A 26,767-nucleotide genomic window follows, 5' to 3' on the forward strand; every position below is an offset into this window, starting at 1 on the left:
GACTCAGTAGTTAAGTGACGATAGCCTAGGAGATACACCTGTACCCATGCCGAACACAGCAGTTAAGCCCTAGAACGCCTGAAGTAGTTGGGGGTTGCCCCCTGTTAGATACGGTAGTCGCTTAGCAAATTGGGAGTTTAGCTCAGCTGGGAGAGCATCTGCCTTACAAGCAGAGGGTCAGCGGTTCGATCCCGTTAACTCCCATATAAGCGGGTGTAGTTTAGTGGTAAAACTACAGCCTTCCAAGCTGTTGTCGCGAGTTCGATTCTCGTCACCCGCTTTGAACATAGTTCATACCCAAACTTGGTTTGGGCGCGTAGCTCAGATGGTTAGAGCGCACGCCTGATAAGCGTGAGGTCGGTGGTTCGATTCCACTCGTGCCCATTATATGGTCCGTTGGTCAAGGGGTTAAGACACCGCCTTTTCACGGCGGTAACACGGGTTCGAATCCCGTACGGACTATATTTGGAGGATTACCCAAGTCCGGCTGAAGGGAACGGTCTTGAAAACCGTCAGGCGTGTAAAAGCGTGCGTGGGTTCGAATCCCACATCCTCCTTACTACTATCGCGGGATGGAGCAGCTAGGTAGCTCGTCGGGCTCATAACCCGAAGGTCGTAGGTTCAAATCCTGCTCCCGCAATTTCTTTAAGAATTTGGCTCGGTAGCTCAGTTGGTAGAGCAATGGATTGAAGCTCCATGTGTCGGCGGTTCGATTCCGTCTCGCGCCATTAATTTAATATTATATTTCGGAGAGATAGCGAAGAGGCTAAACGCGGCGGACTGTAAATCCGCTCCTTCGGGTTCGGGGGTTCGAATCCCTCTCTCTCCATACCTTTACGGGCATAGTTTAAAGGTAGAACTAAGGTCTCCAAAACCTTCAGTGTGGGTTCAATTCCTACTGCCCGTGTTATATGGCGGGTGTGGTGAAGTGGTTAACACATCAGATTGTGGCTCTGACATTCGGGGGTTCGATTCCCCTCACTCGCCTATTTTAATATTGGGGTATCGCCAAGCGGTAAGGCAAGGGACTTTGACTCCCTCATGCGTTGGTTCGAATCCAGCTACCCCAGTTCAACTATATGCCGGCGTGGCGGAATTGGCAGACGCGCTGGACTCAAAATCCAGTGTCCGCAAGGACGTGCCGGTTCGACCCCGGCCGCCGGTATAGTTTAAAAGACAAGGTTTCTAAGCCTTGTCTTTTCTTTTATGTTTTCTATTGGTCTTTTTCGAGTTACCAATAAATTCCATTTTCTAAAAAATATCGTCCAATTTGTTCGCCAGTGTCTTTTGTTTACTAGGGTATAGGTGGGAATATGTATCTATTGTAGTCGTGATAGAGGCATGTCCAAGACGCTCTTTCACTACAAGATAATCTTCCCCTTGATTGATAAGTAAAGACGCGTGAGAATGCCTTAAATCGTGTATTCGTATCTTTTTTAGATAGTTGTTCCTAGCCAGTATTTGCTTAAATTTTTTATCAATCATATTTTTTGTGATTGGTAGTGGTGTACTCTGAATAACTTGAAGACTTTCTGTATCTGTTGTAAATTCTTTGAGTAAGTCCCTTTGTTTTTCTTTCCAGTCTCCAAGCATTCTTGCTAATTTATGATTGATTGTAATATGTCTAGTGCCTGCCCTAGTTTTTGTGCTATTGATATGATTTATACCGTGAACAAAGTAAGCTGTTTTCGTGATGTGAATAGTATTAGTGATTAAGTTTATATCGTACCAATTTAACGCTAGTATCTCGCCAAGTCGCATGCCAGTAAAAAAGGCAATCGTAAAGAATAGGTCATAGCTTATTTCATCACTTGTAATGAGTTTTCTAAATTCGTTAAATTCTTCCACACTCCAAAATTTTATAGTTGGCTTACTAATAGGCAATTTTCTTAGATTTTCAACAGGATTTTTATCTATCAATGATTTTCTTACACCTGTATCAAAAATTTTCTTGAGAAGTATCATTATTTTATTGACTGTATTATGGCTTAACGTAACACTATCATTTTGCTTTTTTGACTTTGTTTTAAGATGTTCTCGAAATTCAAAAATGTGCTCATAGGATAGTTTATTTAAGTTTGTATTCAGAAAATAAGGCTTGATATGTCGCTCATAGTTATTTCTTTGTGTGGAGATGTAGCTGATTTTCCTGTTGTTTTGTTGGTCTTCTTCCTCAAGTATATCAAAAAGCATGTCGGTAGTTACCAAAAAATCAAATCGTTTTTCTTTTAACTCAACGACACGGATATACTGCTCTAACTCTAAAGCCTCTTTCTTAGTTTTGAAACCTTTGCGAATAATCCGTATCCGCTTTTGAGTAACAGGGTGGAAACCGTCAGAAATGTCAACAGTCCAAGTTCCATTTTTTGCTTTTTTAACGGTCATGATGAGCACCTAAAGAGACATCAAATCCAAGTAGTTCAGTAGCGACGGTAGCAGGAATTGTACCAATACGCTTATTTCGGTATACGAAAAAACCTCTTGCAATTAGTAGTTCTTTCCCTTGCCTGATAATGCGTTTAGAAGTGCCCTCAGAGAACCCAAGAGCAACTAGGTCTTTCTTATTTACGGTTGCTATCATTGAACACTTTCCTTTCTTTTGTTATAATCTAGTTAGTTAATTTTAGGGGCGATTTTTCAAGTCGTCCTTTTTTGTCCCCATAATGGGGAGCTATTCTGCTCTCGGATATATTGCTCAATATCCTTTTCATCATTATCGGTTAGCCGAGACAATCCATCTTTTAGCAGACTCTGAATATAATCTTCTGCCTTTTGAACATCATAGGCTTGATATTTTGCTATATAAACCTTTGCTAATGTCTTTGCAACTTGTTTCTCTGTCCAAGCCTCGGACTGTCGTAGGGTTGGTTTAGTCCTTTCAACACTCAAAACGGTCTGATTTTCGGTCTTTAGATAGTCTAGCCACCACTTGACCTTTTTTCTTCTCCAGCGGTTTCTATCTGTCGCATTTGGTTTCACAAAACGATAGTGACCATTGATAGCTTCAAAATAGATAGATGACAGAGGACGCTTTAGAAACAATTGCTCTGCAATAATATTCGCCTTATCCTGCCAACATCTAAGTTCCGCACGAATCCAAGAGGGATATTCTACAAGCTCTTGCTTGCTAAGTTGTTCCATACGTTTATTGTAAATACACCATTGTTGATTACCTCTGGAACCTATAGCAACCGTCTCGCCAACTCGTTCTCCATTTTCTAAGACAGATTTTTCATGATACTCAAAATGCTTTGCTTTCGAGATACATAAACCTTTCTTGCAATAGTCATATACTCGCTGAACATCTAAACTACCGTCAAATATGTCGTGAGCAATATCTAAACGAGTAAAATTCACCGAATACTGATACAACCGACCTATCAAAGCTATCCAATTATTTTCGTTACCGTCCAAAAATTCTTCGTATTGGCGACAACCTTGCCCTTTTAATTCGATAAAAACCCCCATTGAAGGTCTATCCTCATTAAAGTACACTTTAATCTCAGAACAAGCATAATGTCGCTGGTACTTGTTTATTCCCCAATTATTTAATGTGAAATCTTCTAAAGGAATTAAAAGAATATCAGTTAAAACACTTTCTGGAGGAATATTTTTAACGGTTACTGCAAAATAATCAATTCTGACTGTATTCATAGGGTTATGCTCCTAGAATTTTAATGTCCTCACATACCAATTTAACACCTGCCCAGTTACTTCTTGCCATGTTCCAAGCAAGACGCACTTTCGGCTTAACCACCTCAATCGGAACATTCAAAAGTGATTCATTTTGAGCGAGCGTAGCAATCTTATCTACATTACCTACAATTTCTAAGTTGATAGCTTTTAAGTCTTCAGTTGAAATTCCTATTTCTGATAACACCTTAGCCTTATCAGCATCGAGTGCAGTACAAACAATCTTCACAACTTCATCGGTCTTTACCTGTTCTCCATTAACCTCGTTATACCTATTATTAACTTTAGCAGATAGAATAACAATTTTTTTCGGCACTTCAAACTGTGTCATATCCAAATCAAGTTGCCCAATCTTAAGGGTAGTATCTGTCATATTGTAAGTCATAATAATTACTCCATTTTCTATTCAAAAAGTCGTATCCTACACGAAAAGCGACTCAATCCCTTCTCCTACAAGGGTTTCAATGACTTCGGTATAACCAACAAGCCGTAACCCCTTACGTATCAAGGGTTTAGAGTACATTTCATGTATGTGTGCACCCCCTATTAGTGCTGGGGGTATTTTTCCGACCTCCTGCAAAGCAGTCGGTGGGCTCTTTCTCCTAGCGAAAAGAGGAACGCTCCGCTCGATTCTGCCCCCTGGGCAATCGTCCCTATTTCGCTAGTCCGAAAGACCGTCATTAGTAGTTTGGCAGTATATTTCTAACTACCTGTAAAAAATCTTGTTTTGTTTTAACATCGACGAACGGGACGATTGTCAACACAGGCTCAACTGAATTTATTCCATCAGCGAAAAATAGAGCTTCCCCTTTCCTGTCTGATACCGTAGGTATATTCTCAAGTTCACACATAGAAAATGCCATTTTCAATCGGTCGTTACCTATATTTCCGAGGTACAAAACTGCTGATATTTGGTTTCTAAGTTCAACAGGAATATTCTCTGCATTTGGGTCTTGGGTACTAAGGCAGAGGTGGCAACCTGCCTGCCGTCCTTTGCGTGCAATCAAGCCTAAGTTTTGCAGAATTTCATTCCACAGCTCCTTACCTTGTTTACTAGAACCACAACTGTCACGGATAGAAGCTAACTCATCAACAAAGAGAAAATTAGGAGTCATCTCTAAATCATAGGCATCTGCATTTAGTGTGCTGTTTCGCTCAATAATTTCGAAACGTTCATCCATAATCTTACAAAATTCTCTTGATAATTTTGCTAACATTTGAGGTGAAGAGCCGACTGCTATTTGCTCCCCTAAGTCTTCTTGGAGAAGTTTTCCAAGTGCAAATAAATCCGCTGCCTTACCATCCACTATTCCTAGGTAACTATTATCATTAGTGCCACAACCTTTAGCTAGTGCATTAAATAAGTACCATTGTAGAGCTATTGTCTTCCCTGTACCCGTCCTTCCATATACTCCTAAATTAGTATTCTGTTTTAGAGAAAATTGCTGAGTATTGGATAGTTTAACTATTGGTGTAGGTATGCCTTCAAAAAAATCTCTAGTCAATGTTTGGCGATTGAATATATACTGCTCAATTTCTTCCATCTTTCCAAGTTTATAAATAACATGGTCAGGAAATTCATATTTGGATAGTAGAGGTAGACCCAAGGTTGGAACAAGATATTCTTCAAGATTTTTTAGAAGTTTTAAAAACTTATTCCCAAACAATGGTACTTCGACCATTACAATATTATTGGGCAAGATTTCAAAGTTTAATGTTGCACTATTGGTTACTACATTATCACTTTCTTCGTATAAATTTAGACCAATCAGCATATCAAATAGAGATTCTCTGACATATAATACGCTTTGAATTTTTCTAATAAAAGTAGACCTGAAAATTTTTTCGATGGAGTAAATCATTCCAATAAATATCAATGAAAGCACTGATTTAACAGGGATTGAGCATGGAGAAACCCAAGTGTTTATCAATAATATTCCTAAAAATAAATCCATTCCGATTCTGCTCAAAAACAATCTTTTAGAGGTTATTATATAAGGATTAAACCTCACCCGTACTGTTTGATTCAGCTTGATTAGCTTCATTATCTGTCCCTCCCTTATCATTTTCTGATAGATAATTTAATAATATCAATAAGAGTGGTATGACTAAAAAACCTCCTGCAATAAAAAGTGTCTCTACTAAGGGAGTGCCGTAATCATTGGTAAAATCCAACAAAAGATAAATAGAATAAACCAACGCTGGATATGTGATATAAAACATAAATTTATAAATTTTCATAATAATAATTTCCTTTCATAAAACCAAAGGGGGAGGGGTTAACTCCCCTGAATTCTAAGCCTCGGATAACAACGCCCCTGCAACAGCCTTAACTAAGTAGCTATATTTGAATTTAGTCCAGCCTAGTCTGTTCACAACATAGTAATAAAAATCAGGGTCTAAATCAAATTCACATTCAACGGCTAAGATATTGTCTTCGTTGGTTGCTTTTCTTGAGAAGGAGCGGTGGTTCTCTTTTACATGGTCTATAATCTTATCAGTGATAAAATCCGAGGTATTGCCCCTGTAATAATAGGACTCATTGTTAATTTTTTTTGAAGTGAAAATGTCATCAGCCAAACATGAACCTGTTGTAATATGAAATGACTGACAAGCTCTATGCCACATGTTAAGCAATCTCGCTAGATAGCCAACGGATAAATTCTTACCATAAATAGTATTTTTAAGTTTTTTTGCATATGGTAATGCATCTTTTGAATCGTATATGTAGAATCCCCCAATAACTGCATCGGGAATGTATTTTGATAGCCTACGGCAATACCCTTGTTCGATAACGTCGTCAAAGGTATGAATTCCAGTCCTTGGGACTAGCTTTATTGGTACTATGATATTCTTTTTAGGTTTCATATTATTGCCTCATTTCTCTTTCTCTATTTTATTGTCACAGTAAGTATTCTTAAATAAGTATTGGTGAAGCTCTTGAGTTCATTAGCATTCTCCTTTTTGTGTTTATGTGTAAATGTAGTATCGGATATAAACAACAGTGATTAAGCTACAGTTCCTCAATGTTACCATGAGAAACTGTAATCATCTACTGCATTATTTCTTTATAATAAGCAAAAATAACAAGTTTTAGAACATATGACAATCTAACTTGCCTAACCATTTCAGAAGTCATAAATTCTTTTTGATAACTTTCCAATGATGTAATAATAGAATTTTCCAAAAAAAATCTTACAGACAAGGTTCCAACATCCTTATCCTTTGGAATAGACGAAATCGAATGTTTCATTTCATTATCTAATTTATGCCAATCTTTCAAACTTAAAGATTTCGTTTTTTCAAAAGCCTCTTCTAAAACACTTGATGCAGAGGCTTTTAAAATCAAAGTTACTGAAGTTGCCCCTAATTCATTGTCAACTTCTTTCAAATATGATTTTGTTGCATGTTCTAAATTTTCTATATCTTGTTCATTTATTTTAGCGTCTAACTTTTCCTGAATTACTGCTTGTATTGATTCTAACCAATACTTCGCTTCGTAAGATAGACGTACTCCAAGGTGTGAGCGCATTTTTACTCCTGTTTTCAGTTTTGTTGTATTTGATATAAACATTCTATCATCTATACTGGCAGAAGTCAAGCAAAAATACCAAAAGAATTCCAAAATAAAAAATTCTGTTACTTTTGCGACAGAATAAACATTGTAAAAAGGCGATTTAATAGGCTTTGAGTGGCTATAAGTTCCTTGGTTTCAAACTCAAAATCCAGTGTCCGCAAGGACGTGCCGGTTCGACCCCGGCCGCCGGTATAGTTTATGAAGAAACGTTGATTTATCAGCGTTTCTTTTTTGCTTTGTCTGGCGGGTAGGGTGGTTTTAGGCTCAGAATATTTCTGACATTGTAGTAATGTTAGATTTGGTATAGTACTTCTACTTTAGTATGTTGATAATGGGAAGGTGAGCTTCTGAAAATTGATGCAGTTGTTTCCTGTATTTAAGGTGCTGATTAGTTTGGGCATGGAAAATAATGCTTTCAGTTTTTCCTTTGGGCTGATGACAAGCTTTCATGGGGGTGTTCTTCTCATCTCTTATTGACTTGGAAAAGTATGTAAAAATTTTAGATCTTTTTTTGACAAATAAATGAAAATATTGCACAAAATACCTGACAAATCGCTTGTTATACTAGTATAACAAGGCTTGACTTTCCAGCCAAGCCTTTCCTAATTGCTAAAAGCTGAAGAAGATGTAAATACGCCTACAAGCCCTGTTGAGAGCCCTGAGGTGTCTCTGACAGCTAGTGTAGGTATTGAAGACAGTATCAGGTGTTATCGTGACCAATGGTACTGCTGTTGTAACAGAAACACCGACTGAAGCAACGGTTGATCAGGCGGCTACTATTAAGACTGCTGCTGACCAGGCTGTAGCTGATCAGACAGCTGTGGTGGTGGATGCGAGTGTTGCCGAAGAAAATGCCGTAAACGTGGTTGAAAGGGCTACTGAAGTGGTTGCAGAGGCTGAAACAAACAAGGCCGAAGCAAGGGATGAAAATATTGTGAATGCTGAAACAGGGGTGGCTGATACGCAAACAGCTATTTCAGAAGCTGAAAGCAAGGCTACTCAAGCCGCTGAAAACACAGCTGAAGCACAAGCAAAAGCCGATGATGCACAAGCTAAAGTAAATAGTGACCAAGCGGTCATTGACGCTCAAGAGACTGTTGTGGACAATGCTCAAACAGCTGTGGATAATGCACAAGCAGTTCTAGATGGTACTGGAGCTGCTGCAATCATTGCAGGTGATAATGCAGAAGCAGCCCTAACACGAGCCCAAGCAGCCGAAAACAAGGCACAAAGCGACCTTGCAACTGCCCAAGCCGCAGATGCTAAAAAGACCAGCGACCTTGCAAGTCTTACGGAAACACAAACGCAACAACAAGCGACTGCTAACCAAACAGCGGCAGCTCTTGCACAAGCACAGGCTGATGCGAAAACTAAAGCAGCCGCAAAAACAGCTGCCACAAACGGGCTCACAAGAAAGCCTTTTGGTATTGTTAGGCTACACGGCCCTTGCTGGTCTTGGACTAGGTTATGCAAAAAAACGGAGAAGAGGATAGGAAAGAATGGCAGAACAACAAAATATAAACCAATTTGGTCGCGAGGAACTCATTGATATTTTGCAGTATTTGTATGTGCAGATTGATGAATTCTTTACTATTAAGAATAAAATGTCTTCTATTGTTGAACAGACTATTCGTACGCGTGTTAAACAGGCTACAACAGCTAAGTATAATCGGAATGGAAATATTGGTGGTATCATTTTTGCCCTGATGGGAGTGGTTGAACTCGGCAATAATTTTTTCAACGCTCTTTTCATGATGGGGGTGATGTATCTATTTGGGCAGGCTACAGTCCGTCTCTTTATGTGGCTTATGGCTAGACCGACTAATAAAAAACATTCGGCTTTCGGTCTCAATTATACTGTAAATGTACTTAGTAAGAAACAACTTGAGAAGGTTACTCAAGAAGCAACTGTTGAAGCGGAACATTCTCAAGAATATCAGTCGCTCCTTGCAGATAAGTTAGCATTGGAAAGCAAACAGACACTTCTTTATTTCTTGTCTCTGATCCCTGATAATTTTGCAAATTTGACAGATTTTGCGGGTATGTTGGTCTTGTTGCAGGATTTCCGTGCAACGAATTTCCAAGAAGCTGCTAACCTTTGGCGGACAGAACAGCATCAGCAATCTGTGATGAATCAACAGAAAAAAATGGCGGAACAATTGGCGCGGAGGAATGCTCAAATTTCACAACTGCGTGTTCAGGCAGAGCGACTTCGTAAAGGGCAGGCTCATTTGGAAGATCCCGCGGCAAGGGTAGCTATCCAGAATGCGCGAGCTAATGAAAAATTAGCTAACATGGAGCGTTACGGCGTCCATGCAACTATTCGCTGATTCAAATGAACTGGAGAAGTCCTGGCTTGTAGGAGAAAGATGAAAAAGAAATTATTAAGAGTAGGTTTTGTAGCCTTGTCAGTTTTGGTGTTAACGGCTTGTCAGGTGGGAACGAAAGAATATCTATCGGTTTCTTTTAAAAGAAGATTCTTTTGTCAAAACTTCAACAGATTTCTATGTTTACAATTTCTCTAAATTGATTATTGACAAGGATGGTATTGTTACACTAGAAGCACCGAGTGAACTAGATAAAGATAAAATGGTTAAGCTATCTGCTCAGTCGGATCATTTTTATCGTGATAGTATCGATGATGTCTATGCAAGCTTGACTAATATCGAGTATAGGGATGTTACAACAGAGGCGGAATCTGCTGTTAACAGATAGTAAGAATAGTTTGATATGAAGGAACACTGAGAAATTGGTGTTTCTTTTTTATTAAGAAGGCTTACGAGTTGCTATGGATAGATATACTTTTTTTCAGTAAATTTTCCTTGTTTTTTTGTTTTCTATGTGGTATACTTAACAAGTTAATTAAAAGGTTAAGGGGATGCCTATGAATCGTATTGCATTAGAAATTGAGAAGTACCTGCACGAGATTGTTTTGAGTTCGGAGAATCAATTGGAGATTTTGGTTGGCTCTTGTCAAAGCACGGTGAAGTTGACGAATACGCAGGAGCATATTTTGATGCTTATTGAAAAGGCTGCATATACTAATACTGAGATTGCTAAGGAGTTGAATGTTAGTCAGGCTGCGATCACGAAGGCTACAAAGTCATTAGTTGCTCAGGGGTTATTGGTGGCGGTTAGAGATGATAAGGACGCTCGTATTGTTCGCTTTAGTTTGACTGAGGCTGCTAAGCCTATTGCTGCAGAGCATGCTCATCATCACGCGCATACCTTGGAAGCTTATGAAGAGCTTTTGGAAAATTATAGTCTTGAAGAGCAGGAGTCAATTGTTCGATTCTTAAGTGAGTTAGTGGAGAAGATTAGAAAATAAATGAGATATATTACTGTGGAAGACTTGTCGTTTTACTACGACAAAGAACCGGTTTTAGAACATATTCATTATTATCTTGATAGTGGGGAATTTGTGACTTTGACTGGTGAGAATGGCGCAGCCAAGACAACCCTTATTAAGGCGACTTTGGGGATATTGAAGCCCAAACAAGGGAAGGTTTCTATTGCTGAGAAGAGTATAAAGGGTAAGAAGTTGAGAATGGCCTATTTACCTCAGCAAATTGCAAGTTTTAATGCTGGTTTTCCGAGCACGGTTTACGAATTTGTAAAATCAGGGCGTTATCCTCGACAAGGTTGGTTTCGTCGTTTGACAGCCCATGATGAGGAACATGTTCGGATTAGTTTGGAATCAGTTGGAATGTGGGAACATCGTGATAAGCGCTTAGGTGCTTTGAGTGGTGGGCAGAAGCAGCGTGCGGTCATTGCGCGTATGTTTGCCTCTGATCCAGATATTTTTATTCTGGATGAACCGACAACAGGGATGGATGCAGGGACCAAGGATGCTTTTTACCAGCTCATGCACCATTCGGCTAAGAAGCATGGAAAGTCGGTTTTGATGATAACTCATGATCCTGATGAGCTGAATAAGTATGCTGATCGAAACATTCACTTGGTTCGTGATCAGCAGTCTCCTTGGCGTTGTTTCAATGTTCATGAAGCGGATGAGGAGGTTGCCCATGTTTGATCTATCTGTATTTCATTATGACTTTATGCAGCGTGCTTTCCTGGCAATCATTGCGATGAGTCTGTTCTCGCCCATTTTGGGGGTCTTTTTGATACTTAGACGGCAGAGTTTGATGTCGGATACTCTTAGTCATGTTTCGTTGGCGGGGGTTGCATTTGGTTTGGTATTGGGGATTTCACCAACACTTTCGACTGTTCTTGTCGTTATTGTGGCAGCTGTATTTTTAGAGTATTTGCGGACAATTTACAAGAATTTTATGGAAATTGGGACGGCTATCCTCATGTCGACTGGTTTGGCTATTTCGCTCATTGTCATGAATAAATCTGGTGGGAAATCAGGGCTTAGCCTGGAACAATATCTGTTTGGTTCGATAGTGACCATTAGTCAGGAGCAGGTAATTGCTTTGTTTACGATTGCTGTGATTGTCATCGTGCTGACATTGTTGTTTTTACGTCCAATGTATATTCTTACCTTTGACGAGGATACGGCATTTGTAGATGGGTTACCTGTGCGAGCTATGTCCATTGCCTTCAATGTGGTGACTGGTGTTGCCATTGCCTTAATGATTCCTGCGGCAGGTGCTTTGCTGGTTTCAACAATTATGGTTTTGCCTGCTTCTATTGCATTGCGACTTGGTAAGAGTTTTAAAGCTGTTATCTTTACTGGGATGGGCATTGGCTTTTTTGGAATGGTCATGGGGTTGCTGACTTCTTACTATGCAGAAACCCCAGCGAGTGCAAGTATTACCTTGATTTTCATTAGTATTTTCTTACTGGTGAATGTTGTTCAAAAATTTAAAAAATAAGGAGTTAAGATGAAAAAAGTTGGTTTATTATTCTTGTCTGTCTCAGCTTTGCTTTTGGGGGCTTGTGGCAATAGCACAGCTTCAGAAGATGGGAAGTTGAATATTGTAACGACCTTTTATCCTGTTTATGAGTTCACCAAGCAGGTGGCAGGTGATGAGGCAAATGTTGATCTGTTGGTTAAGGCTGGGACAGAGGTTCATGGTTATGAGCCGTCAGCTAAAGATATTGCTCGTATCCAAGAGGCAGATGCTTTTGTTTATGAAAATGAAAATATGGAAACATGGGTCCATGATGTTGAAAAATCACTTGATACAACAAAGGTTAACGTGATTAGTGCGACGGAGGGGATGTTGCTTTTGCCTGGTGGTGAGGAGGAACATGAAGGTCACGACCATAGTGAGGAGGGGCATAGCCATGCTTATGATCCGCATGTATGGTTGTCTCCTGAGCGTGCCATCACACTTGTAGAAAATATTCGTGATAGTTTGGTAGCTAAATACCCAGAAAAGAAAGATGCTTTTGAAACAAATGCGGCAGCCTATATTGAGAAATTAGATGCTTTGGATGCTAAATATTCTGAAACATTATCTGCTGCGAAACAGAAATACTTTGTTACACAGCATACTGCATTTGCATATTTGGCTTTGGACTATGGTTTGAAACAAGTTTCTATTACAGGTGTTACTGCGGATGAAGATCCAACTCCATCACGTCTAGCAGAATTGACAGAGTATATTAATAAATATGGTATTAAGTATATCTATTTTGAAGAAAATGCTTCAAAATCTGTTGCAGAAACACTTGCCAAAGAGACTGGGGTTCAGTTGGACGTTCTTAATCCTCTTGAAAGTTTGACGGATGAGGATATGAAAAATGGTAAGGATTATATTTCTGTTATGGAAGATAATCTGACTGCCCTTGAAAAAACAACTTCCCAAGAAGGTTCTGAAATTTTGCCAGAAGAGGGTGCTGAGACTGCGCAAACTGTTTATAACGGTTATTTTGAAGATAGTGCCGTAAAAGATCGTACTCTTTCAGATTATGCAGGTGAGTGGCAATCTGTTTATCCATACTTGCTTGATGGTACACTAGATCAGGTCTGGGATTACAAGGCTAAGATCAAAGGTGGTATGACAGCTGAAGAGTACAAGGCTTATTACGATACTGGCTACAAAACAGATGTTGATCAAATTAACATTACAGATAATACCATGGAATTTGTAGTGGGAGATAAGAAAGAAAAATTCACGTATAAGTATGTGGGTTATAAGATTTTGACCTACAAAAAAGGAAATCGTGGTGTTCGTTTCTTGTTTGAAGCAACGGATGCAAATGCTGGTAACTATAAATATGTTCAATTTAGCGACCACAATATCGCCCCTGTTAAAACAGGTCACTTCCATATCTATTTTGGTGGAGAGAGCCAAGAAAAACTCTTGGAAGAGTTGGAAAACTGGCCGACATACTACCCTGTTGGTTTGACTGGTTTGGAAATTGGTCAGGAGATGCTGGCTCACTAAGAAAATAAGGCTGAACAGAATGTTCAGTCCTTTTTCTTGACATTTTTTGACTACAAATGTAAACTAAAATTAGAAAATCATTGTCGGGAGGTGAGTTTGTGGAGCAGACGATTTCTGGTGCGGAGTGGCAAGTCATGCGGGTTCTGTGGGCCCGGCCTGGTGCGACTTCGCAGGAAATTATTCAGGCCTTGCAGGAAGGTTTTGACTGGCAGGCGACGACTATTAAGACCCTTTTAGGTCGTCTGCGGAAGAAAAACTATCTGAGAATGGCTAAGGAAACCAGCAAGTACCACTATTATCCTCTCATCAGTGAGGAGGAGCATTTGCAGGGGCAGGTGGAGCTCTTACTAGCTACCATCTGCTCCACAAAACAGGGGCAACTGGTTGAAAACTTGCTAGACACAGGGACATTTTCCCAAAAAAGCCTTGAACATCTAGCTAGTAAAATAGCCCAACTACAAAAGACTGCACCTGAGCGAATCGCTTGTCGGTGCTTGGTGGGTCAATGTACTTGTGGACATCATGCAAAAGGAGAAAAACCATGAAGCAAACTTTGAAATTGAAAAACTTATCCTGTCAGAACTGTGTCAAACATGTGACCAATCACCTCTTGGATTTGGACGGGGTGGAAGAAGTGAACATCCAGCTGGAAGAACAGTTGGCGGAGGTGGAAACTTCTGTGGTCTATGACTTGGAAGGTTATCAAGAGGCCTTGGAAGATACTATCTATGAAGTAGAAGAGTTGGTATAAAGGAAAAAGCAGCTGTCGGGCTGCTTTTTATAATGTTTTGAGAAAGGCGTTCAGGTCAAGCTGTACTTGTGCAAGTGAAATTTGGTCCCAGAAGCCGTCTGATCGAAAGCGTGGAATCAGGTGGACATGGAAATGGGTTCCGGCATCAAACAAGCGGTCATTGCAAGCTAAGGTCACACCGTCAATCGCTAATTCCTGGCAGAGTTTTTCAGTCAAAAAAACTTCCAAGTCCGACAGTTTATAGCGAACAGCAGGTGGGACTTGACTGAAGGTGTCATAGTGGTCTTTGCTGATAATCAATAGATGCCCAGTTTGAATAGGGTCAATATCCCAGACCACCTTAAAATGTTCTGTCTGGTAGAGAATGTCATTTTCGTTGAGTTGGTGGCAAAAAATGCAGGTCATGTCTTTTCTCCTAGGTTAGCAGAAAAGGAAATCACGGTGGATTTCCTTTGAAAAATATTAATAAGTCAAAACTGAATACTTCTTCTTCCCACGACGGATAACGGTTAACTCGCCGTCGATTTTGTCGCTGTCAGAAAGAGTGTAGTCCAAGTCTTGCACACGCTCACCGTTGACATAGATGGCACCATTTGCTACATCCTCACGAGCTTGGCGTTTTGAGCTGACAATACCAGAGGTGACTAGGAGTTCAACGATGTTAAGGTTGTCTTCAGCCTGTACAGCGTAGTTTGGAACGTTGCTGAGGCCCTGTTTGAGTTCTTTTGCGGATAGGTTTTTGATGTTGCCAGCAAACAATTGCTCGGTGATGTTAAGGGCTTGGTTATAGGCTTCTTCACCGTGGACCAATGTCACGACTTCCTTAGCCAAAATCTTCTGAGCCAAGCGTTCATGGCGGGCAGCGTCAAATTGTTTCTCGATTTCAGCAATCTCATCTAATGACAAGAAAGTAAAGATTTTCAAGAAACGAACGGCATCGTCATCCATGACATTGAGCCAGAATTGGTACATTTCATATGGAGAAGTCTTGTCGGCATCCAACCAAACGGCGTTGCCTTCAGACTTACCAAATTTCTTACCTGTTGAGTCAGTGATGAGGGGAACAGTCATCACGTGACCAGACTTGTCAGCCTTGCGGCGAAGCAACTCGGTACCTGCAGTCATATTGCCCCATTGGTCAGAACCACCGATTTGTAGGGTCACATTGTGCTTGTCATTGAGCTCGTAGAAGTCATAGCCCTGCATGATTTGGTAGGCAAACTCGGTGTAGGAAATCCCTGTTTCAATCCGTTTTTTCACAGAGTCCTTGCTCATCATGTAGTTGACAGTGTAGTATTTACCAACATCACGAAGGAAGTCGATAAAACTGATGTCTGAGAACCAGTCGTAGTTGTTGACCATTTCGGCCTTGTTGTCACCATTTTCAAAATCCAAGAAGCGAGAGAGCTGACCTTGGATTTTTGTTACCCAACCGTCCACGGTGTCTTTGGTTTGCAAGCTACGCTCCGCATCCTTGAAGGAAGGGTCGCCAATCAGACCAGTTGCACCGCCAACTAGGGCGTAAGGCTTGTGGCCAGCTAGTTGCAAGCGACGGCTAGTTAAGATAGCAACCAAGTGCCCCAAGTGTAAACTATCTGCTGTTGGGTCGTAGCCTGTGTAATAAGAAACCTGTCCTTCTGTCAATGCTTTTACCAAGGCTTCTTCGTCTGTCGTTTGAAAGACCAAGCCACGAGCTTTTAGTTCTTCAAAAATGTTCATGTGGGCTGTCTCCTTTAGGTTTAATATACAGGACCATAAACCATTTTATATGATTTTTGGACCGAACTTCATTTTAAAAAATTCCTCCCTATTATACCACGAAATTGCGGAAAATAAACAAAATTTGGTATAATGGAACGATAAGGAGTTAATATGGCGACTAAATCAGATAAGCAAGATTTTAAAAAGAAAATCAGTGCCCTAGGCTTAGGGGATGTGGTAGGAGTTTTCCTTCGGACGCTGAAATTATTATTCAATTCAGTAGCTGTCTTGGTGTTCCTATTCGGTCTTTTTGGTGCGGGTATAGGAATTGGTTTCGTGGTTAGTCTTTTTGATGACGTTAAGATTCCCAAAACAGAGGAACTGGTAGCGAAGGTTTCAGAAGTTAGTCGGATTTCCACCGTTACCTATTCGGATGGTAGCTTGGTGTCGGAAGTTAATTCAGATCTGCTTCGTGTACCTATTACTTCGGAAGAGGTCTCGAATTATCTAAAACAGGCTGTAATTGCGACAGAGGATGAAACATTTGAAACCCACAATGGGGTTGTGCCTAAGGCTGTTTTGCGTGCGGCACTGGGATCGGTTGGTCTAGGTTCATCTAGCGGTGGTTCAACCTTGACGCAGCAATTGATAAAACAGCAACTTGTCGGAGATGCTCCAACCTTTACGCGTAAGGCTAATGAGATTGTTTCGGCTTTGGCATTAGAGCGGAATATGACCAAGGAAGAGATTTTAACCATTTACCTAAATGTTTCTCCATTTGGTCGAAATAATCAGGGACGAAATATTGCAGGGGTAGAAGCTGCGGCTCAGGGAATTTTTGGTAAACCAGCGAAAGACTTGACTGTTCCGCAGGCTGCTTTTATTGCAGGCTTGCCTCAAAGTCCGATTGTTTATTCTCCCTATGCATCAGATGGAACACGTAAATCAGATGAAGATATGGTTTACGGTATTGAACGCTATCAAGATGTTCTCTTTAATATGTATCGGGCGTCATTCTTGACCAAGGAAGAATACGAAACCTACAAAGCTTACGATATTAAACAAGATTTTATTGCTCCAGCTCCTGTAATGGCGGATACGAAAGATTATCTCTACTACGAGGTCATGGAAGAAGCGCAAGAGGTTATGTTTGATTATCTGGTAAAACGCGATAAGGTTTCTGAAAATGACTTGAAAAACGATGAAACTAAGGCTTCCTATGAAGAATTGGCTAAGCAAGAATTGAGTCAAGGCGGCTATACGATTAAGAGTACCGTTGATCAAGGAATCTATGCGGCGATGCAGTCTGTTGTGGCAAATTATGGCTCTGTTTTGGATGATGGAAACGAATATGTCGAGACAGGTAGTGTCTTAATTGATAATGCCACAGGAGCCATTTTAGGATTTGTGGGTGGTCGCGATTATGCAACCAACCAAAATAACCATGCCTTTGATACCCTTCGTTCGCCAGCGTCAACCATCAAGCCTCTGTTAGCTTACGGTATTGCGATTGATCAAGGTTTGATAGGTTCTGCCAGCATCCTTTCCGATTATCCAACGAACTTCTCAAGTGGACAACCGATTATGTATGGTTCAGGACGTGGTACTGGTATGATGAACTTACAGACGGCTATTGACCGTTCTGTTAACATTCCTGCTTTTTGGACCTATAAGATGATGAGAAATGCAGGTGTAGATGCCAAAGCGTACATGGATAAAATGAATTATCATATTCCTATGTACGATATTGAAAGTGTACCGTTGGGCGGTGGTGTTGAAATTTCAGTATTGACAAATACCAATGCCTATCAAACTTTGGCAAATGGTGGCGTTTATAACAAACATTACATTGTTGAAAGCATTACTGCCTCTGATGGAACAGTAGTGTATCAGCATGAAGCGGCTCCGGTTCAGGTCTATTCTAAAGCAACTGCAAGTATTATGAACCAGCTTTTGAGACAGGTTGTCAACTCTGGTTATACTACGACGTTCAAGAGTCGATTGAGTGGTTTAAACCCACAGGCAGCATCATCTGATTTCGTCGGTAAGACGGGAACAAGTAATGAAGTCAATGACGTGTGGCTCATGCTATCAACCCCTAGAGTAACTTTAGGTACCTGGGCTGGGAATGATGATAACTCAGAAATGTATGTCTGGACAGGCTACCACAATAATTCACAATATGTGGCCCATATGGTTGATGCGCTTTACAATGTTAATGCGGATATGTTCGCAGGAAAATTTGAATTAGACAGTAGTGTTATTGCTTCTAGCGTTGTTGCTTCTACAGGTCAACGTGCAGGGACGACACAGGTAAATGGGCGCCAAGTAACAGTTGGTGGTGCGATGACAACTAGTTATTGGGCTAAAAATGGTGCACCAGTAACGAGCTATAACTTCATGGTTGGGGGGACAGATAGTGACCGAGCACAGGCTTGGAATACAATTATCGGCTCCCAAACGCCAACATCAAGTAGCTCAACCCAACGAAGCAGTTCGACTCGGAGTAGCACGAGTTCTTCAGCTAATAACACGAACCAGTCATCAGAAACGCAAACAGCAACTAGTGAGCAAGCGAATAATGATTCACCTTGATTTTTCCTAGTACTTGTGCTATAATAGTATAAATTATTTGTCGTGTGTCTTGTTTGAAATATTGTCCAAACAAGGCTTGCAGCAGTTAAATCAAACTTTTTCAAAGGAAGATTTAGCTGCTCTTTTTGTGTCTATGAGGAATTTTTTTGAGAATTGTTACCTATTCTTAAAAATTCTAAAAATTCAGAAAAAGGATGAATGTTGGTCATCACATGGCTGTATATAATTGAACTCGGGCTACACTCCTGTAGAAAAAGATACAGTTTGTGGAACTTTGACTTTGTTTACCCCTTGGCGTCGTAAACGACTGAACTTTCTTCGACTATTGGTCTAGAAAGTCCTAGTCGTTCTGACGAGGGTGCGTCAACGAAATCAAAGATTTCGGACTTACCGCTTATTTTCTTTTGGAGTGTTAAACGCCCTCGTATCTTTAATTGAACTCGACCTAAAACCTGTGTGAAAAAGATAGAGCTCCTTGTGTCTGGTGACACGGCGTTACTCTTCTATTTTCACTTTGGTTTTCACGGTCTCGTATCTTATTACAAAGGAGAAAACTTTTGGCAGGACATGAAGTTCAGTACGGTAAGCACCGTACCCGTCGTAGTTTTTCAAGAATCAAGGAAGTTCTTGATTTACCAAATTTGATTGAAATCCAAACGGACTCTTTCCAAGACTTTTTAGATTATGGTTTGAAAGAAGTCTTTGAAGATGTACTTCCAGTTTCAAACTTTACGGATACCATGGAATTGGAATTCGTTGGTTATGAATTGAAAGAGCCTAAATACACATTGGAAGAGGCGCGTGCGCATGATGCGAACTACTCAGCTCCAATTTATGTAACTTTCCGTCTGGTGAATAAAGAAACTGGCGAGATCAAGACACAAGAAGTCTTCTTCGGTGAGTTTCCAATCATGACTGAAATGGGTACCTTCATCATCAACGGTGCAGAGCGTATCATCGTTTCTCAGTTGGTTCGTTCACCAGGTGTCTACTTCAATGATAAAGTAGATAAGAACGGTAAAGTAGGTTATGGTTCAACGGTTATCCCTAACCGTGGAGCTTGGTTGGAATTGGAAACAGATTCAAAAGACATTGCCTACACTCGTATTGACCGTACGCGTAAGATTCCGTTCACAACGCTTGTTCGTGCGCTTGGTTTCTCAGGCGATGATGAAATCTTTGACATCTTCGGTGATAGCGAATTGGTTCGCAACACCATTGAAAAAGATATTCATAAAAACCCAGCAGATTCTCGTACGGATGAAGCGCTTAAGGAAATCTATGAGCGCCTTCGTCCAGGTGAACCAAAGACAGCTGAAAGCTCTCGTAGTCTTTTGACAGCTCGTTTCTTTGACCCACGTCGTTACGATTTGGCACCTGTTGGTCGTTACAAGATTAATAAAAAACTCAACCTCCGTACTCGTTTGCTCAACCAAACACTTGCTGAGCATGTGATTAACGGTGAGACAGGCGAAATTGTCTTGGAAGCTGGTACTGTATTGAGTCGTGATGTGCTTGAAAAAGTAGAAGCACAATTCGATGAGCTCAACTTGGTAGAATATATTCCAAATGACAATGCTGTTCTTCTTGAGCCAGTTCTTTTGCAGAAATTCAAGATTGTAGCTCCTAAGGATCCAGAACGTGTTGTGACGGTGATTGGTAATGCTAATCCAGCAGAAAACGTACGTACAGTAACACCTGCGGACATCTTGGCTGAAATGAGCTACTTCCTAAACTTGGCTGAAGGACTTGGTCGCGTAGATGATATTGACCACTTGGGTAACCGTCGTATTCGTGCCGTTGGTGAATTGCTTGCTAACCAAGTACGTATCGGTTTGACTCGTATGGAACGTAACTTGCGTGAGCGTATGTCGGTTCAAGACAATGAAGTATTGACGCCACAACAAATCATCAATATCCGCCCTGTTACAGCCGCAATCAAAGAATTCTTTGGTTCATCTCAGTTGTCACAGTTCATGGACCAACACAACCCACTTTCTGAGTTGTCTCACAAACGCCGTTTGTCAGCCTTGGGACCTGGTGGTTTGACTCGTGACCGTGCTGGTTATGAGGTTCGAGACGTTCACTACACTCACTATGGTCGTATGTGTCCGATTGAAACGCCTGAGGGACCAAACATCGGTTTGATCAACAACTTGTCTTCTTATGGTCACCTCAACAAGTATGGCTTCATCCAAACACCATACCGCAAGATTGACCGTGCAACTGGTACAGTTACAAATGAGATCGTTTGGTTGACAGCCGATGAAGAAGATGCCTACATCGTAGCACAATCAACATCGCCACTTGATGAAAACAACCGTTTCGTTGATAAGATTGTTATGGGACGTCACCAAGGTAACAACCAAGAGTTCCCAGCAGATTCAGCAGATTTCATGGACGTTTCACCTAAGCAGGTAGTTGCCGTTGCGACAGCGTGTATTCCTTTCTTGGAAAACGATGACTCCAACCGTGCCCTCATGGGTGCCAACATGCAACGTCAGGCTGTTCCATTGATTGATCCAAAAGCACCTTACGTTGGTACTGGTATGGAATACCAGGCTGCCCACGACTCAGGTGCGGCAATTATCGCTCAACACGATGGTAAGGTTGTTTACGCAGATGCGGATAAGGTAGAAGTGCGTCGTGAAGATGGATCGCTTGATGTCTACCACATTTCTAAATTCCGTCGTTCAAACTCTGGTACTGCCTACAACCAACGTACCCTTGTAAAATTGGGCGACATCGTAGAAAAAGGCGACTTCATCGCAGATGGACCTTCTATGGAAAATGGGGAAATGGCTCTTGGTCAAAACCCTATCGTTGCCTACATGACTTGGGAAGGTTACAACTTCGAGGATGCGGTTATCATGTCTGAACGCCTTGTGAAAGACGATGTTTATACATCTGTTCACTTGGAAGAATACGAATCAGAAACACGCGATACCAAGTTAGGCCCTGAAGAAATCACCCGCGAAATTCCAAACGTTGGTGAAGATGCTCTTCGCAACTTGGACGAAATGGGGATTATCCGTATTGGTGCCGAAGTTAAAGAGGGCGACATTCTTGTTGGTAAAGTTACACCAAAAGGTGAAAAAGATCTTTCTGCTGAAGAGCGTCTCTTGCACGCAATCTTCGGTGACAAGTCACGTGAAGTACGTGATACCTCTCTTCGTGTACCTCACGGTGCCGATGGTGTCGTTCGTGATGTGAAAATCTTTACTCGTGCCAACGGTGATGAATTGCAATCAGGTGTTAACATGTTGGTTCGTGTCTACATCGCTCAAAAACGTAAGATCAAGGTCGGAGATAAGATGGCCGGTCGTCACGGTAACAAGGGTGTCGTTTCACGTATTGTACCTGTTGAGGATATGCCATATCTTCCAGACGGAACACCAGTTGACATCATGTTGAACCCACTCGGGGTGCCATCACGTATGAACATCGGTCAGGTTATGGAACTTCACTTGGGTATGGCGGCTCGCAACTTGGGCATTCATATCGCAACACCAGTTTTCGATGGTGCAAGTTCAGAAGATCTTTGGTCAACTGTTAAAGAAGCAGGTATGGACTCAGATGCCAAAACCATTCTTTACGATGGCCGTACAGGTGAGCCATTTGACAACCGTGTATCTGTTGGTGTCATGTACATGATCAAGCTTCACCACATGGTTGATGATAAACTTCACGCCCGCTCAGTCGGACCATACTCACTCGTTACCCAACAGCCACTCGGAGGTAAGGCTCAGTTTGGTGGTCAGCGTTTCGGTGAGATGGAGGTTTGGGCCCTTGAAGCCTACGGTGCTTCTAACGTCCTTCAAGAAATCTTGACTTACAAGTCAGATGATGTGACAGGCCGTCTTAAAGCCTATGAAGCCATCACCAAAGGTAAACCAATTCCAAAACCAGGTGTTCCAGAATCATTCCGCGTTCTTGTCAAAGAATTGCAATCACTTGGTTTGGATATGCGTGTCCTTGATGAAGACAACAATGAAGTAGAATTGCGTGACCTTGATGAAGGTGAAGATGATGACATCATCCACGTAGATGATCTTGAAAAAGCACGTGCAAAAGCCGCAGCTGACGCAGCTGCAGCCTTTGCAGCAGAAGAAGCAGAAGGCAAAGAATAATTAGAATGGATGGAACAAGTTGGTCCAAACCTCAGAACTGAAAGAGATAAGGGCCAACGGTCTTCCACCATCTGATTTATAGAAAAATAGCTTACAAGCTATCCATTCTGCTGATTATTGTTCAAGAATTTGAGGTCTGGGAATCCAGCCTCTCACAAGAAAAGAAAGGGATTATTAGTGGTTGACGTAAATCGATTTAAAAGTATGCAAATCACGTTAGCTTCACCAAGTAAGGTCCGTTCATGGTCTTACGGTGAGGTTAAAAAACCTGAAACAATCAACTATCGGACACTTAAACCAGAACGTGATGGACTCTTTGACGAAGTCATCTTTGGTCCAACAAAAGACTGGGAGTGTTCATGTGGTAAATACAAGCGTATCCGTTATAAAGGGATTACTTGTGACCGCTGTGGTGTGGAAGTGACTCGTGCAAAAGTACGTCGTGAACGTATGGGACACATTGAGTTGAAAGCACCAATTTCACACATTTGGTATTTCAAAGGCATTCCAAGTCGTATGGGCTTGACCTTGGATATGAGCCCACGTGCGCTTGAAGAAGTTATCTACTTCGCGGCTTATGTGGTGATCGATCCTAAAGATACACCGCTTGAGCACAAGTCAATTATGACTGAGCGCGAATACCGTGAGCGTTTGCGTGAATATGGCTATGGTTCATTCGTTGCCAAAATGGGTGCAGAAGCGATCCAAGACCTCTTGAAACAAGTCGATCTTCCAAAAGAAATCGCAGCTTTAAAAGAAGAATTGAAAACAGCTTCTGGTCAAAAACGCATTAAAGCAGTTCGTCGCTTGGATGTATTGGATGCATTCTACAAATCTGGTAACAAGCCTGAGTGGATGATTCTCAATATCCTTCCAGTTATTCCACCAGATTTGCGTCCGATGGTTCAGTTGGATGGTGGCCGTTTTGCCGCATCTGACTTGAACGAACTCTACCGCCGTGTTATCAACCGTAACAATCGTTTGGCTCGTCTCTTGGAACTTAACGCTCCAGGTATCATCGTACAAAACGAAAAACGGATGCTCCAAGAAGCTGTGGATGCTTTGATTGACAACGGTCGCCGTGGTCGCCCAATTACAGGACCAGGTAGCCGTCCACTTAAATCACTCAGCCACATGCTTAAAGGTAAGCAAGGACGTTTCCGTCAAAACTTGCTTGGTAAGCGTGTTGACTTCTCAGGACGTTCCGTTATCGCCGTTGGTCCAACTCTTAAAATGTACCAATGTGGTGTGCCACGCGAAATGGCTATCGAGCTCTTCAAACCGTTTGTCATGCGTGAAATTGTTGCCCGTGATATTGCTGGTAACGTAAAAGCTGCAAAACGTTTGATTGAACGTGGGGATGATCGTATTTGGGATATCTTGGAAGAAGTGATCAAAGAACACCCAGTTCTTTTGAACCGCGCACCTACCCTTCACCGTTTGGGTATCCAGGCTTTTGAGCCAGTTCTGATCGACGGTAAAGCCCTTCGTTTGCACCCGCTTGTCTGTGAAGCCTACAACGCCGACTTCGACGGTGACCAGATGGCGATTCACGTTCCATTGTCAGAAGAAGCACAAGCAGAAGCACGTATCCTTATGCTTGCGGCAGAACACATCCTTAACCCTAAAGATGGTAAACCAGTCGTAACACCATCTCAGGATATGGTTTTGGGGAACTACTACTTGACCATGGAAGATGCTGGTCGTGAAGGTGAAGGTATGGTCTTCAAGGATGCGGATGAGGCTGTTATGGCTTACCGCAATGGCTATGTTCACTTGCATACCCGTGTTGGTATCGCAACGGATAGCCTTGATAAACCTTGGAAAGACAACCAAAAACACAAGGTCATGATGACAACTGTCGGAAAAATCTTGTTTAACGCGATTATGCCTGAAGGACTTCCTTACTTGCAAGAGCCAAACAACGCTAACTTGACAGAAGGAACTCCTGATAAATACTTCTTGGAACCAGGATCAGATATCAAGGCTGCTATTGCAGCATTGCCAATCAACCCGCCATTCAAGAAGAAAAATCTCGGTAACATCATCGCTGAAATCTTCAAGCGTTTCCGTACAACTGAAACATCAGCCCTTCTTGACCGTTTGAAAGACTTGGGTTACTATCACTCAACACTTGCTGGTTTGACAGTGGGTATTGCCGATATCCCAGTTATCGACAACAAGGCTGAAATCATTGAAGAATCTCACGAACGTGTAGAACAAATCAAGAAACAATTCCGTCGTGGTATGATTACTGACGATGAGCGCTATGCAGCTGTTACAGATGAATGGCGTTCAGCTAAGGAAAAATTGGAAAAACGCCTGGTTGAAAAACAAGATCCTAAGAACCCAATTGTTATGATGATGGACTCTGGTGCCCGTGGTAACATCTCCAACTTCTCCCAGTTGGCCGGTATGCGTGGTTTGATGTCAGCTCCGAACGGACGTATCATGGAATTGCCTATCTTGTCTAACTTCCGTGAAGGTCTTTCAGTATTGGAAATGTTCTTCTCAACTCACGGTGCCCGTAAGGGTATGACGGATACGGCCTTGAAGACAGCTGACTCAGGTTACTTGACTCGTCGTTTGGTTGACGTTGCCCAAGACGTTATTATCCGTGAAGACGACTGTGGAACAGACCGTGGTCTTGACATCCGTTCAATCACAGATGGCAAGGAAATGATCGAGCCACTTGAAGAGCGTTTGCAAGGTCGTTACACTAAGAAAACTGTTAAACATCCTGAAACTGGGGCCGTTATTATCGGTCCAAACCAATTGATTACAGAAGACATTGCTCGTGAAATAGTCAATGCAGGTGTTGAACAAGTAACCATCCGTAGCGTATTTACATGTAATACTCGTCACGGTGTCTGCCGTCATTGTTATGGTATCAACTTGGCAACAGGTGATGCGGTTGAAGTGGGTGAAGCAGTTGGTACAATCGCTGCCCAATCGATCGGTGAGCCTGGTACACAGCTTACAATGCGTACCTTCCACACGGGTGGGGTAGCCTCAAACAGCGATATCACGCAGGGTCTTCCTCGTGTCCAAGAGATCTTTGAAGCCCGTAATCCGAAAGGGGAAGCGGTTATCACTGAGGTTAAAGGTGAAGTTATCGCTATTGAAGAAGATGCATCTACTCGTACCAAGAAAGTCTTTGTTAAAGGGAAAACTGGCGAAGGCGAATATGTGGTTCCATTTACAGCCCGTATGAAGGTTGAAGTTGGTGACCAAGTCGCGCGTGGAGCAGCCCTTACCGAAGGTTCTATCCAACCAAAACGCTTGCTTGAAGTCCGTGATGTCTTGGCGGTTGAAACTTACCTTCTTTCTGAAGTTCAAAAAGTTTACCGTAGCCAGGGTGTAGAAATCGGCGACAAGCACATCGAGGTAATGGTTCGTCAAATGCTTCGTAAAGTTCGTGTCATGGATCCAGGTGACACAGATCTTCTCATGGGTACCCTCATGGATATCACAGACTTTACAGATGCCAATGCGGAAGTGGTTATTGCAGGTGGTATTCCGGCAACAGCTCGTCCAGTTCTTATGGGTATCACAAAAGCGTCTCTTGAAACCAACTCATTCTTGTCTGCCGCATCCTTCCAAGAAACAACTCGCGTTCTTACAGATGCAGCTATTCGTGGTAAACGTGACAACCTTCTCGGTCTTAAAGAGAACGTTATCATCGGTAAGATTATCCCAGCAGGTACAGGTATGGCCCGCTACCGTAATCTTGAACCACAAGCCATCAATGAAGTTGAAATCATTGAAGACACAGTAGCAGAAGAGCTTGCTGCAGAAGCAGAGCTTGAAGCGGTAACTGAATAAATTAAGATGGAGGCTGGGCAAAAACTAGCCAGTAAATAAAAAACACAGATAGATTCAAGCTGATTTTGATGAAATCCAGCCGTACTGTCTGTGTTTTTCTTTTTATCTCTATTATCTTGGACTATTTTCTTGGCCA

Annotated in this window: 22 protein-coding genes, 12 tRNA genes and 1 rRNA gene; 25 read left to right on the plus strand and 10 right to left on the minus strand. The window is 41.7% G+C overall.

Annotated elements, in window-relative coordinates; genetic code table 11:
* Nucleotides 1-10: 10 nt before the first annotated feature.
* The 13 genes from rrf (at nt 11) to ODU41_RS10530 (ending at nt 1,165) form a co-directional block, all read left to right on the plus strand.
* Nucleotides 11-126: ribosomal RNA gene (gene rrf / locus ODU41_RS10470) — 5S ribosomal RNA — on the plus strand.
* A gap of 5 nt (nt 127-131) precedes the next feature.
* Nucleotides 132-204 (plus strand) — tRNA-Val (locus tag ODU41_RS10475).
* Nucleotides 205-209: 5 nt separating this feature from the next.
* Nucleotides 210-280 (plus strand) — tRNA-Gly (locus ODU41_RS10480).
* A gap of 30 nt (nt 281-310) precedes the next feature.
* Nucleotides 311-384 (plus strand) — tRNA-Ile (locus tag ODU41_RS10485).
* A 6-nt stretch (nt 385-390) separates the two neighbouring features.
* Nucleotides 391-462: transfer RNA gene (locus ODU41_RS10490), tRNA-Glu, on the plus strand.
* Nucleotides 463-467: 5 nt separating this feature from the next.
* Nucleotides 468-557: transfer RNA gene (locus ODU41_RS10495), tRNA-Ser, on the plus strand.
* A gap of 9 nt (nt 558-566) precedes the next feature.
* Nucleotides 567-640, plus strand: a tRNA-Met gene (locus ODU41_RS10500).
* Nucleotides 641-655: 15 nt separating this feature from the next.
* A tRNA-Phe gene (locus ODU41_RS10505) sits at nt 656-728 on the plus strand.
* A gap of 20 nt (nt 729-748) precedes the next feature.
* Nucleotides 749-829 (plus strand) — tRNA-Tyr (locus ODU41_RS10510).
* Between the two features lie 7 nt (nt 830-836).
* A tRNA-Trp gene (locus tag ODU41_RS10515) sits at nt 837-907 on the plus strand.
* A gap of 7 nt (nt 908-914) precedes the next feature.
* Nucleotides 915-987, plus strand: a tRNA-His gene (locus tag ODU41_RS10520).
* Between the two features lie 11 nt (nt 988-998).
* Nucleotides 999-1,070, plus strand: a tRNA-Gln gene (locus tag ODU41_RS10525).
* An 11-nt stretch (nt 1,071-1,081) separates the two neighbouring features.
* Nucleotides 1,082-1,165, plus strand: a tRNA-Leu gene (locus tag ODU41_RS10530).
* An 86-nt stretch (nt 1,166-1,251) separates the two neighbouring features.
* Here the strand turns inward: ODU41_RS10530 and ODU41_RS10535 are convergent.
* The 8 genes from ODU41_RS10535 to ODU41_RS10570 all read right to left on the minus strand — a co-directional run bounded on the left by ODU41_RS10535 (nt 1,252) and on the right by ODU41_RS10570 (nt 7,267).
* Entirely contained in the window at nt 1,252-2,385 is a 1,134-nt protein-coding gene (locus ODU41_RS10535) for a tyrosine-type recombinase/integrase (RefSeq protein ID WP_398578990.1), read from the minus strand.
* Nucleotides 2,375-2,581, minus strand: a complete 207-nt coding sequence (locus tag ODU41_RS10540; RefSeq protein ID WP_029989014.1) for a DUF3173 domain-containing protein — start codon at nt 2,579-2,581, stop codon at nt 2,375-2,377. The genes ODU41_RS10535 and ODU41_RS10540 overlap by 11 nt, the downstream gene beginning before the upstream one ends.
* Nucleotides 2,582-2,637: 56 nt before the next feature.
* Complete coding sequence (locus tag ODU41_RS10545) at nt 2,638-3,654, minus strand: replication initiation factor domain-containing protein (protein WP_044756375.1); 1,017 nt, start codon at nt 3,652-3,654, stop codon at nt 2,638-2,640.
* Nucleotides 3,655-3,658: 4 nt separating this feature from the next.
* Nucleotides 3,659-4,078 carry a hypothetical protein gene (locus ODU41_RS10550; RefSeq protein ID WP_398578991.1) on the minus strand — a complete coding sequence of 140 codons (420 nt, stop codon included), beginning with the start codon at nt 4,076-4,078 and terminating at the stop codon, nt 3,659-3,661.
* Nucleotides 4,079-4,373: 295 nt separating this feature from the next.
* A complete protein-coding gene (locus ODU41_RS10555) occupies nt 4,374-5,738 on the minus strand; it encodes a cell division protein FtsK (protein ID WP_398578992.1) in 1,365 nt (454 codons plus the stop codon).
* On the minus strand, nt 5,695-5,934 hold the full coding sequence (locus ODU41_RS10560) for a hypothetical protein (RefSeq protein WP_398578993.1): 240 nt from the start codon (nt 5,932-5,934) through the stop codon (nt 5,695-5,697). The genes ODU41_RS10555 and ODU41_RS10560 overlap by 44 nt, the downstream gene beginning before the upstream one ends.
* A 54-nt stretch (nt 5,935-5,988) precedes the next feature.
* Nucleotides 5,989-6,561 carry a hypothetical protein gene (locus ODU41_RS10565; protein WP_398578994.1) on the minus strand — a complete coding sequence of 191 codons (573 nt, stop codon included), beginning with the start codon at nt 6,559-6,561 and terminating at the stop codon, nt 5,989-5,991.
* Nucleotides 6,562-6,745: 184 nt separating this feature from the next.
* Nucleotides 6,746-7,267: a hypothetical protein gene (locus ODU41_RS10570; RefSeq protein ID WP_398578995.1), complete on the minus strand. Its 522-nt coding sequence runs from the start codon at nt 7,265-7,267 to the stop codon at nt 6,746-6,748.
* 1,364 nt (nt 7,268-8,631) lie between these two features.
* Between ODU41_RS10570 and ODU41_RS10575 the strand changes: the two genes are divergently transcribed.
* From ODU41_RS10575 to ODU41_RS10615, 9 genes are all read left to right on the plus strand, one after another.
* Nucleotides 8,632-8,763 carry an LPXTG cell wall anchor domain-containing protein gene (locus ODU41_RS10575; protein WP_370695987.1) on the plus strand — a complete coding sequence of 44 codons (132 nt, stop codon included), beginning with the start codon at nt 8,632-8,634 and terminating at the stop codon, nt 8,761-8,763.
* 6 nt (nt 8,764-8,769) lie between these two features.
* The gene (locus ODU41_RS10580) at nt 8,770-9,600 is read left to right on the plus strand and encodes a hypothetical protein (RefSeq protein WP_253217819.1); all 831 of its coding nucleotides are present in this window, start codon (nt 8,770-8,772) and stop codon (nt 9,598-9,600) included.
* 196 nt (nt 9,601-9,796) lie between these two features.
* Nucleotides 9,797-9,985, plus strand: a complete 189-nt coding sequence (locus ODU41_RS10585) for a hypothetical protein (RefSeq protein ID WP_253217818.1) — start codon at nt 9,797-9,799, stop codon at nt 9,983-9,985.
* A gap of 169 nt (nt 9,986-10,154) precedes the next feature.
* Complete coding sequence (locus tag ODU41_RS10590; RefSeq protein ID WP_253217817.1) at nt 10,155-10,598, plus strand: zinc-dependent MarR family transcriptional regulator; 444 nt, start codon at nt 10,155-10,157, stop codon at nt 10,596-10,598.
* On the plus strand, nt 10,599-11,303 hold the full coding sequence (locus ODU41_RS10595) for a metal ABC transporter ATP-binding protein (protein WP_002936595.1): 705 nt from the start codon (nt 10,599-10,601) through the stop codon (nt 11,301-11,303).
* Nucleotides 11,296-12,108, plus strand: coding sequence for a metal ABC transporter permease (locus tag ODU41_RS10600; RefSeq protein WP_002936593.1), 813 nt, complete (start codon nt 11,296-11,298; stop codon nt 12,106-12,108). The genes ODU41_RS10595 and ODU41_RS10600 overlap by 8 nt, the downstream gene beginning before the upstream one ends.
* 9 nt (nt 12,109-12,117) lie before the next feature.
* Nucleotides 12,118-13,629 carry a zinc ABC transporter substrate-binding protein AdcA gene (locus tag ODU41_RS10605; protein ID WP_029752496.1) on the plus strand — a complete coding sequence of 504 codons (1,512 nt, stop codon included), beginning with the start codon at nt 12,118-12,120 and terminating at the stop codon, nt 13,627-13,629.
* Nucleotides 13,630-13,727: 98 nt separating this feature from the next.
* On the plus strand, nt 13,728-14,174 hold the full coding sequence (locus ODU41_RS10610) for a CopY/TcrY family copper transport repressor (protein ID WP_253217816.1): 447 nt from the start codon (nt 13,728-13,730) through the stop codon (nt 14,172-14,174).
* Nucleotides 14,171-14,380 (plus strand): heavy-metal-associated domain-containing protein, encoded by a 210-nt coding sequence (locus ODU41_RS10615; protein WP_253217815.1) that lies wholly within the window; start codon nt 14,171-14,173, stop codon nt 14,378-14,380. Before ODU41_RS10610 ends, ODU41_RS10615 begins: the two co-directional genes overlap by 4 nt.
* Nucleotides 14,381-14,407: 27 nt before the next feature.
* Here ODU41_RS10615 and ODU41_RS10620 read toward each other — a convergent pair whose 3' ends face one another.
* Both ODU41_RS10620 and tyrS read right to left on the minus strand, forming a co-directional pair.
* Nucleotides 14,408-14,785 carry an HIT family protein gene (locus ODU41_RS10620; protein WP_253217814.1) on the minus strand — a complete coding sequence of 126 codons (378 nt, stop codon included), beginning with the start codon at nt 14,783-14,785 and terminating at the stop codon, nt 14,408-14,410.
* Nucleotides 14,786-14,842: 57 nt separating this feature from the next.
* Nucleotides 14,843-16,099, minus strand: coding sequence for a tyrosine--tRNA ligase (gene tyrS, locus ODU41_RS10625; RefSeq protein WP_024415510.1), 1,257 nt, complete (start codon nt 16,097-16,099; stop codon nt 14,843-14,845).
* A gap of 153 nt (nt 16,100-16,252) precedes the next feature.
* Between tyrS and pbp1b the strand changes: the two genes are divergently transcribed.
* The 3 genes from pbp1b to rpoC all read left to right on the plus strand — a co-directional run bounded on the left by pbp1b (nt 16,253) and on the right by rpoC (nt 26,631).
* Entirely contained in the window at nt 16,253-18,676 is a 2,424-nt protein-coding gene (gene pbp1b, locus ODU41_RS10630) for a penicillin-binding protein PBP1B (protein WP_024383200.1), read from the plus strand.
* Nucleotides 18,677-19,233: 557 nt separating this feature from the next.
* Nucleotides 19,234-22,806, plus strand: a complete 3,573-nt coding sequence (rpoB, locus tag ODU41_RS10635; protein ID WP_002936570.1) for a DNA-directed RNA polymerase subunit beta — start codon at nt 19,234-19,236, stop codon at nt 22,804-22,806.
* 177 nt (nt 22,807-22,983) lie between these two features.
* Nucleotides 22,984-26,631: a DNA-directed RNA polymerase subunit beta' gene (gene rpoC / locus ODU41_RS10640; protein WP_398578996.1), complete on the plus strand. Its 3,648-nt coding sequence runs from the start codon at nt 22,984-22,986 to the stop codon at nt 26,629-26,631.
* Nucleotides 26,632-26,767: the final 136 nt, after the last annotated feature.

It is taken from the genome of Streptococcus sp. 2022WUSS083 (assembly GCF_044427155.1).
GTDB lineage: Bacteria > Bacillota > Bacilli > Lactobacillales > Streptococcaceae > Streptococcus > Streptococcus hashimotonensis.

Coding starts and splice junctions, on each gene's coding strand:
- ODU41_RS10545 (WP_044756375.1), bottom strand. CDS start 3,654: ATGAATACAGTCAGAATTGATTATTTTGCAGTAACCGTTAAAAATATT.
- ODU41_RS10570 (WP_398578995.1), bottom strand. CDS start 7,267: ATGTTTATATCAAATACAACAAAACTGAAAACAGGAGTAAAAATGCGC.
- ODU41_RS10580 (WP_253217819.1), top strand. CDS start 8,770: ATGGCAGAACAACAAAATATAAACCAATTTGGTCGCGAGGAACTCATT.
- ODU41_RS10620 (WP_253217814.1), bottom strand. CDS start 14,785: ATGACCTGCATTTTTTGCCACCAACTCAACGAAAATGACATTCTCTAC.
- ODU41_RS10575 (WP_370695987.1), top strand. CDS start 8,632: ATGCGAAAACTAAAGCAGCCGCAAAAACAGCTGCCACAAACGGGCTCA.
- ODU41_RS10565 (WP_398578994.1), bottom strand. CDS start 6,561: ATGAAACCTAAAAAGAATATCATAGTACCAATAAAGCTAGTCCCAAGG.
- ODU41_RS10550 (WP_398578991.1), bottom strand. CDS start 4,078: ATGACTTACAATATGACAGATACTACCCTTAAGATTGGGCAACTTGAT.
- ODU41_RS10555 (WP_398578992.1), bottom strand. CDS start 5,738: ATGAAGCTAATCAAGCTGAATCAAACAGTACGGGTGAGGTTTAATCCT.
- ODU41_RS10540 (WP_029989014.1), bottom strand. CDS start 2,581: ATGATAGCAACCGTAAATAAGAAAGACCTAGTTGCTCTTGGGTTCTCT.
- ODU41_RS10600 (WP_002936593.1), top strand. CDS start 11,296: ATGTTTGATCTATCTGTATTTCATTATGACTTTATGCAGCGTGCTTTC.
- ODU41_RS10560 (WP_398578993.1), bottom strand. CDS start 5,934: ATGAAAATTTATAAATTTATGTTTTATATCACATATCCAGCGTTGGTT.
- ODU41_RS10605 (WP_029752496.1), top strand. CDS start 12,118: ATGAAAAAAGTTGGTTTATTATTCTTGTCTGTCTCAGCTTTGCTTTTG.
- ODU41_RS10615 (WP_253217815.1), top strand. CDS start 14,171: ATGAAGCAAACTTTGAAATTGAAAAACTTATCCTGTCAGAACTGTGTC.
- ODU41_RS10595 (WP_002936595.1), top strand. CDS start 10,599: ATGAGATATATTACTGTGGAAGACTTGTCGTTTTACTACGACAAAGAA.
- pbp1b (WP_024383200.1), top strand. CDS start 16,253: ATGGCGACTAAATCAGATAAGCAAGATTTTAAAAAGAAAATCAGTGCC.
- tyrS (WP_024415510.1), bottom strand. CDS start 16,099: ATGAACATTTTTGAAGAACTAAAAGCTCGTGGCTTGGTCTTTCAAACG.
- ODU41_RS10590 (WP_253217817.1), top strand. CDS start 10,155: ATGAATCGTATTGCATTAGAAATTGAGAAGTACCTGCACGAGATTGTT.
- ODU41_RS10535 (WP_398578990.1), bottom strand. CDS start 2,385: ATGACCGTTAAAAAAGCAAAAAATGGAACTTGGACTGTTGACATTTCT.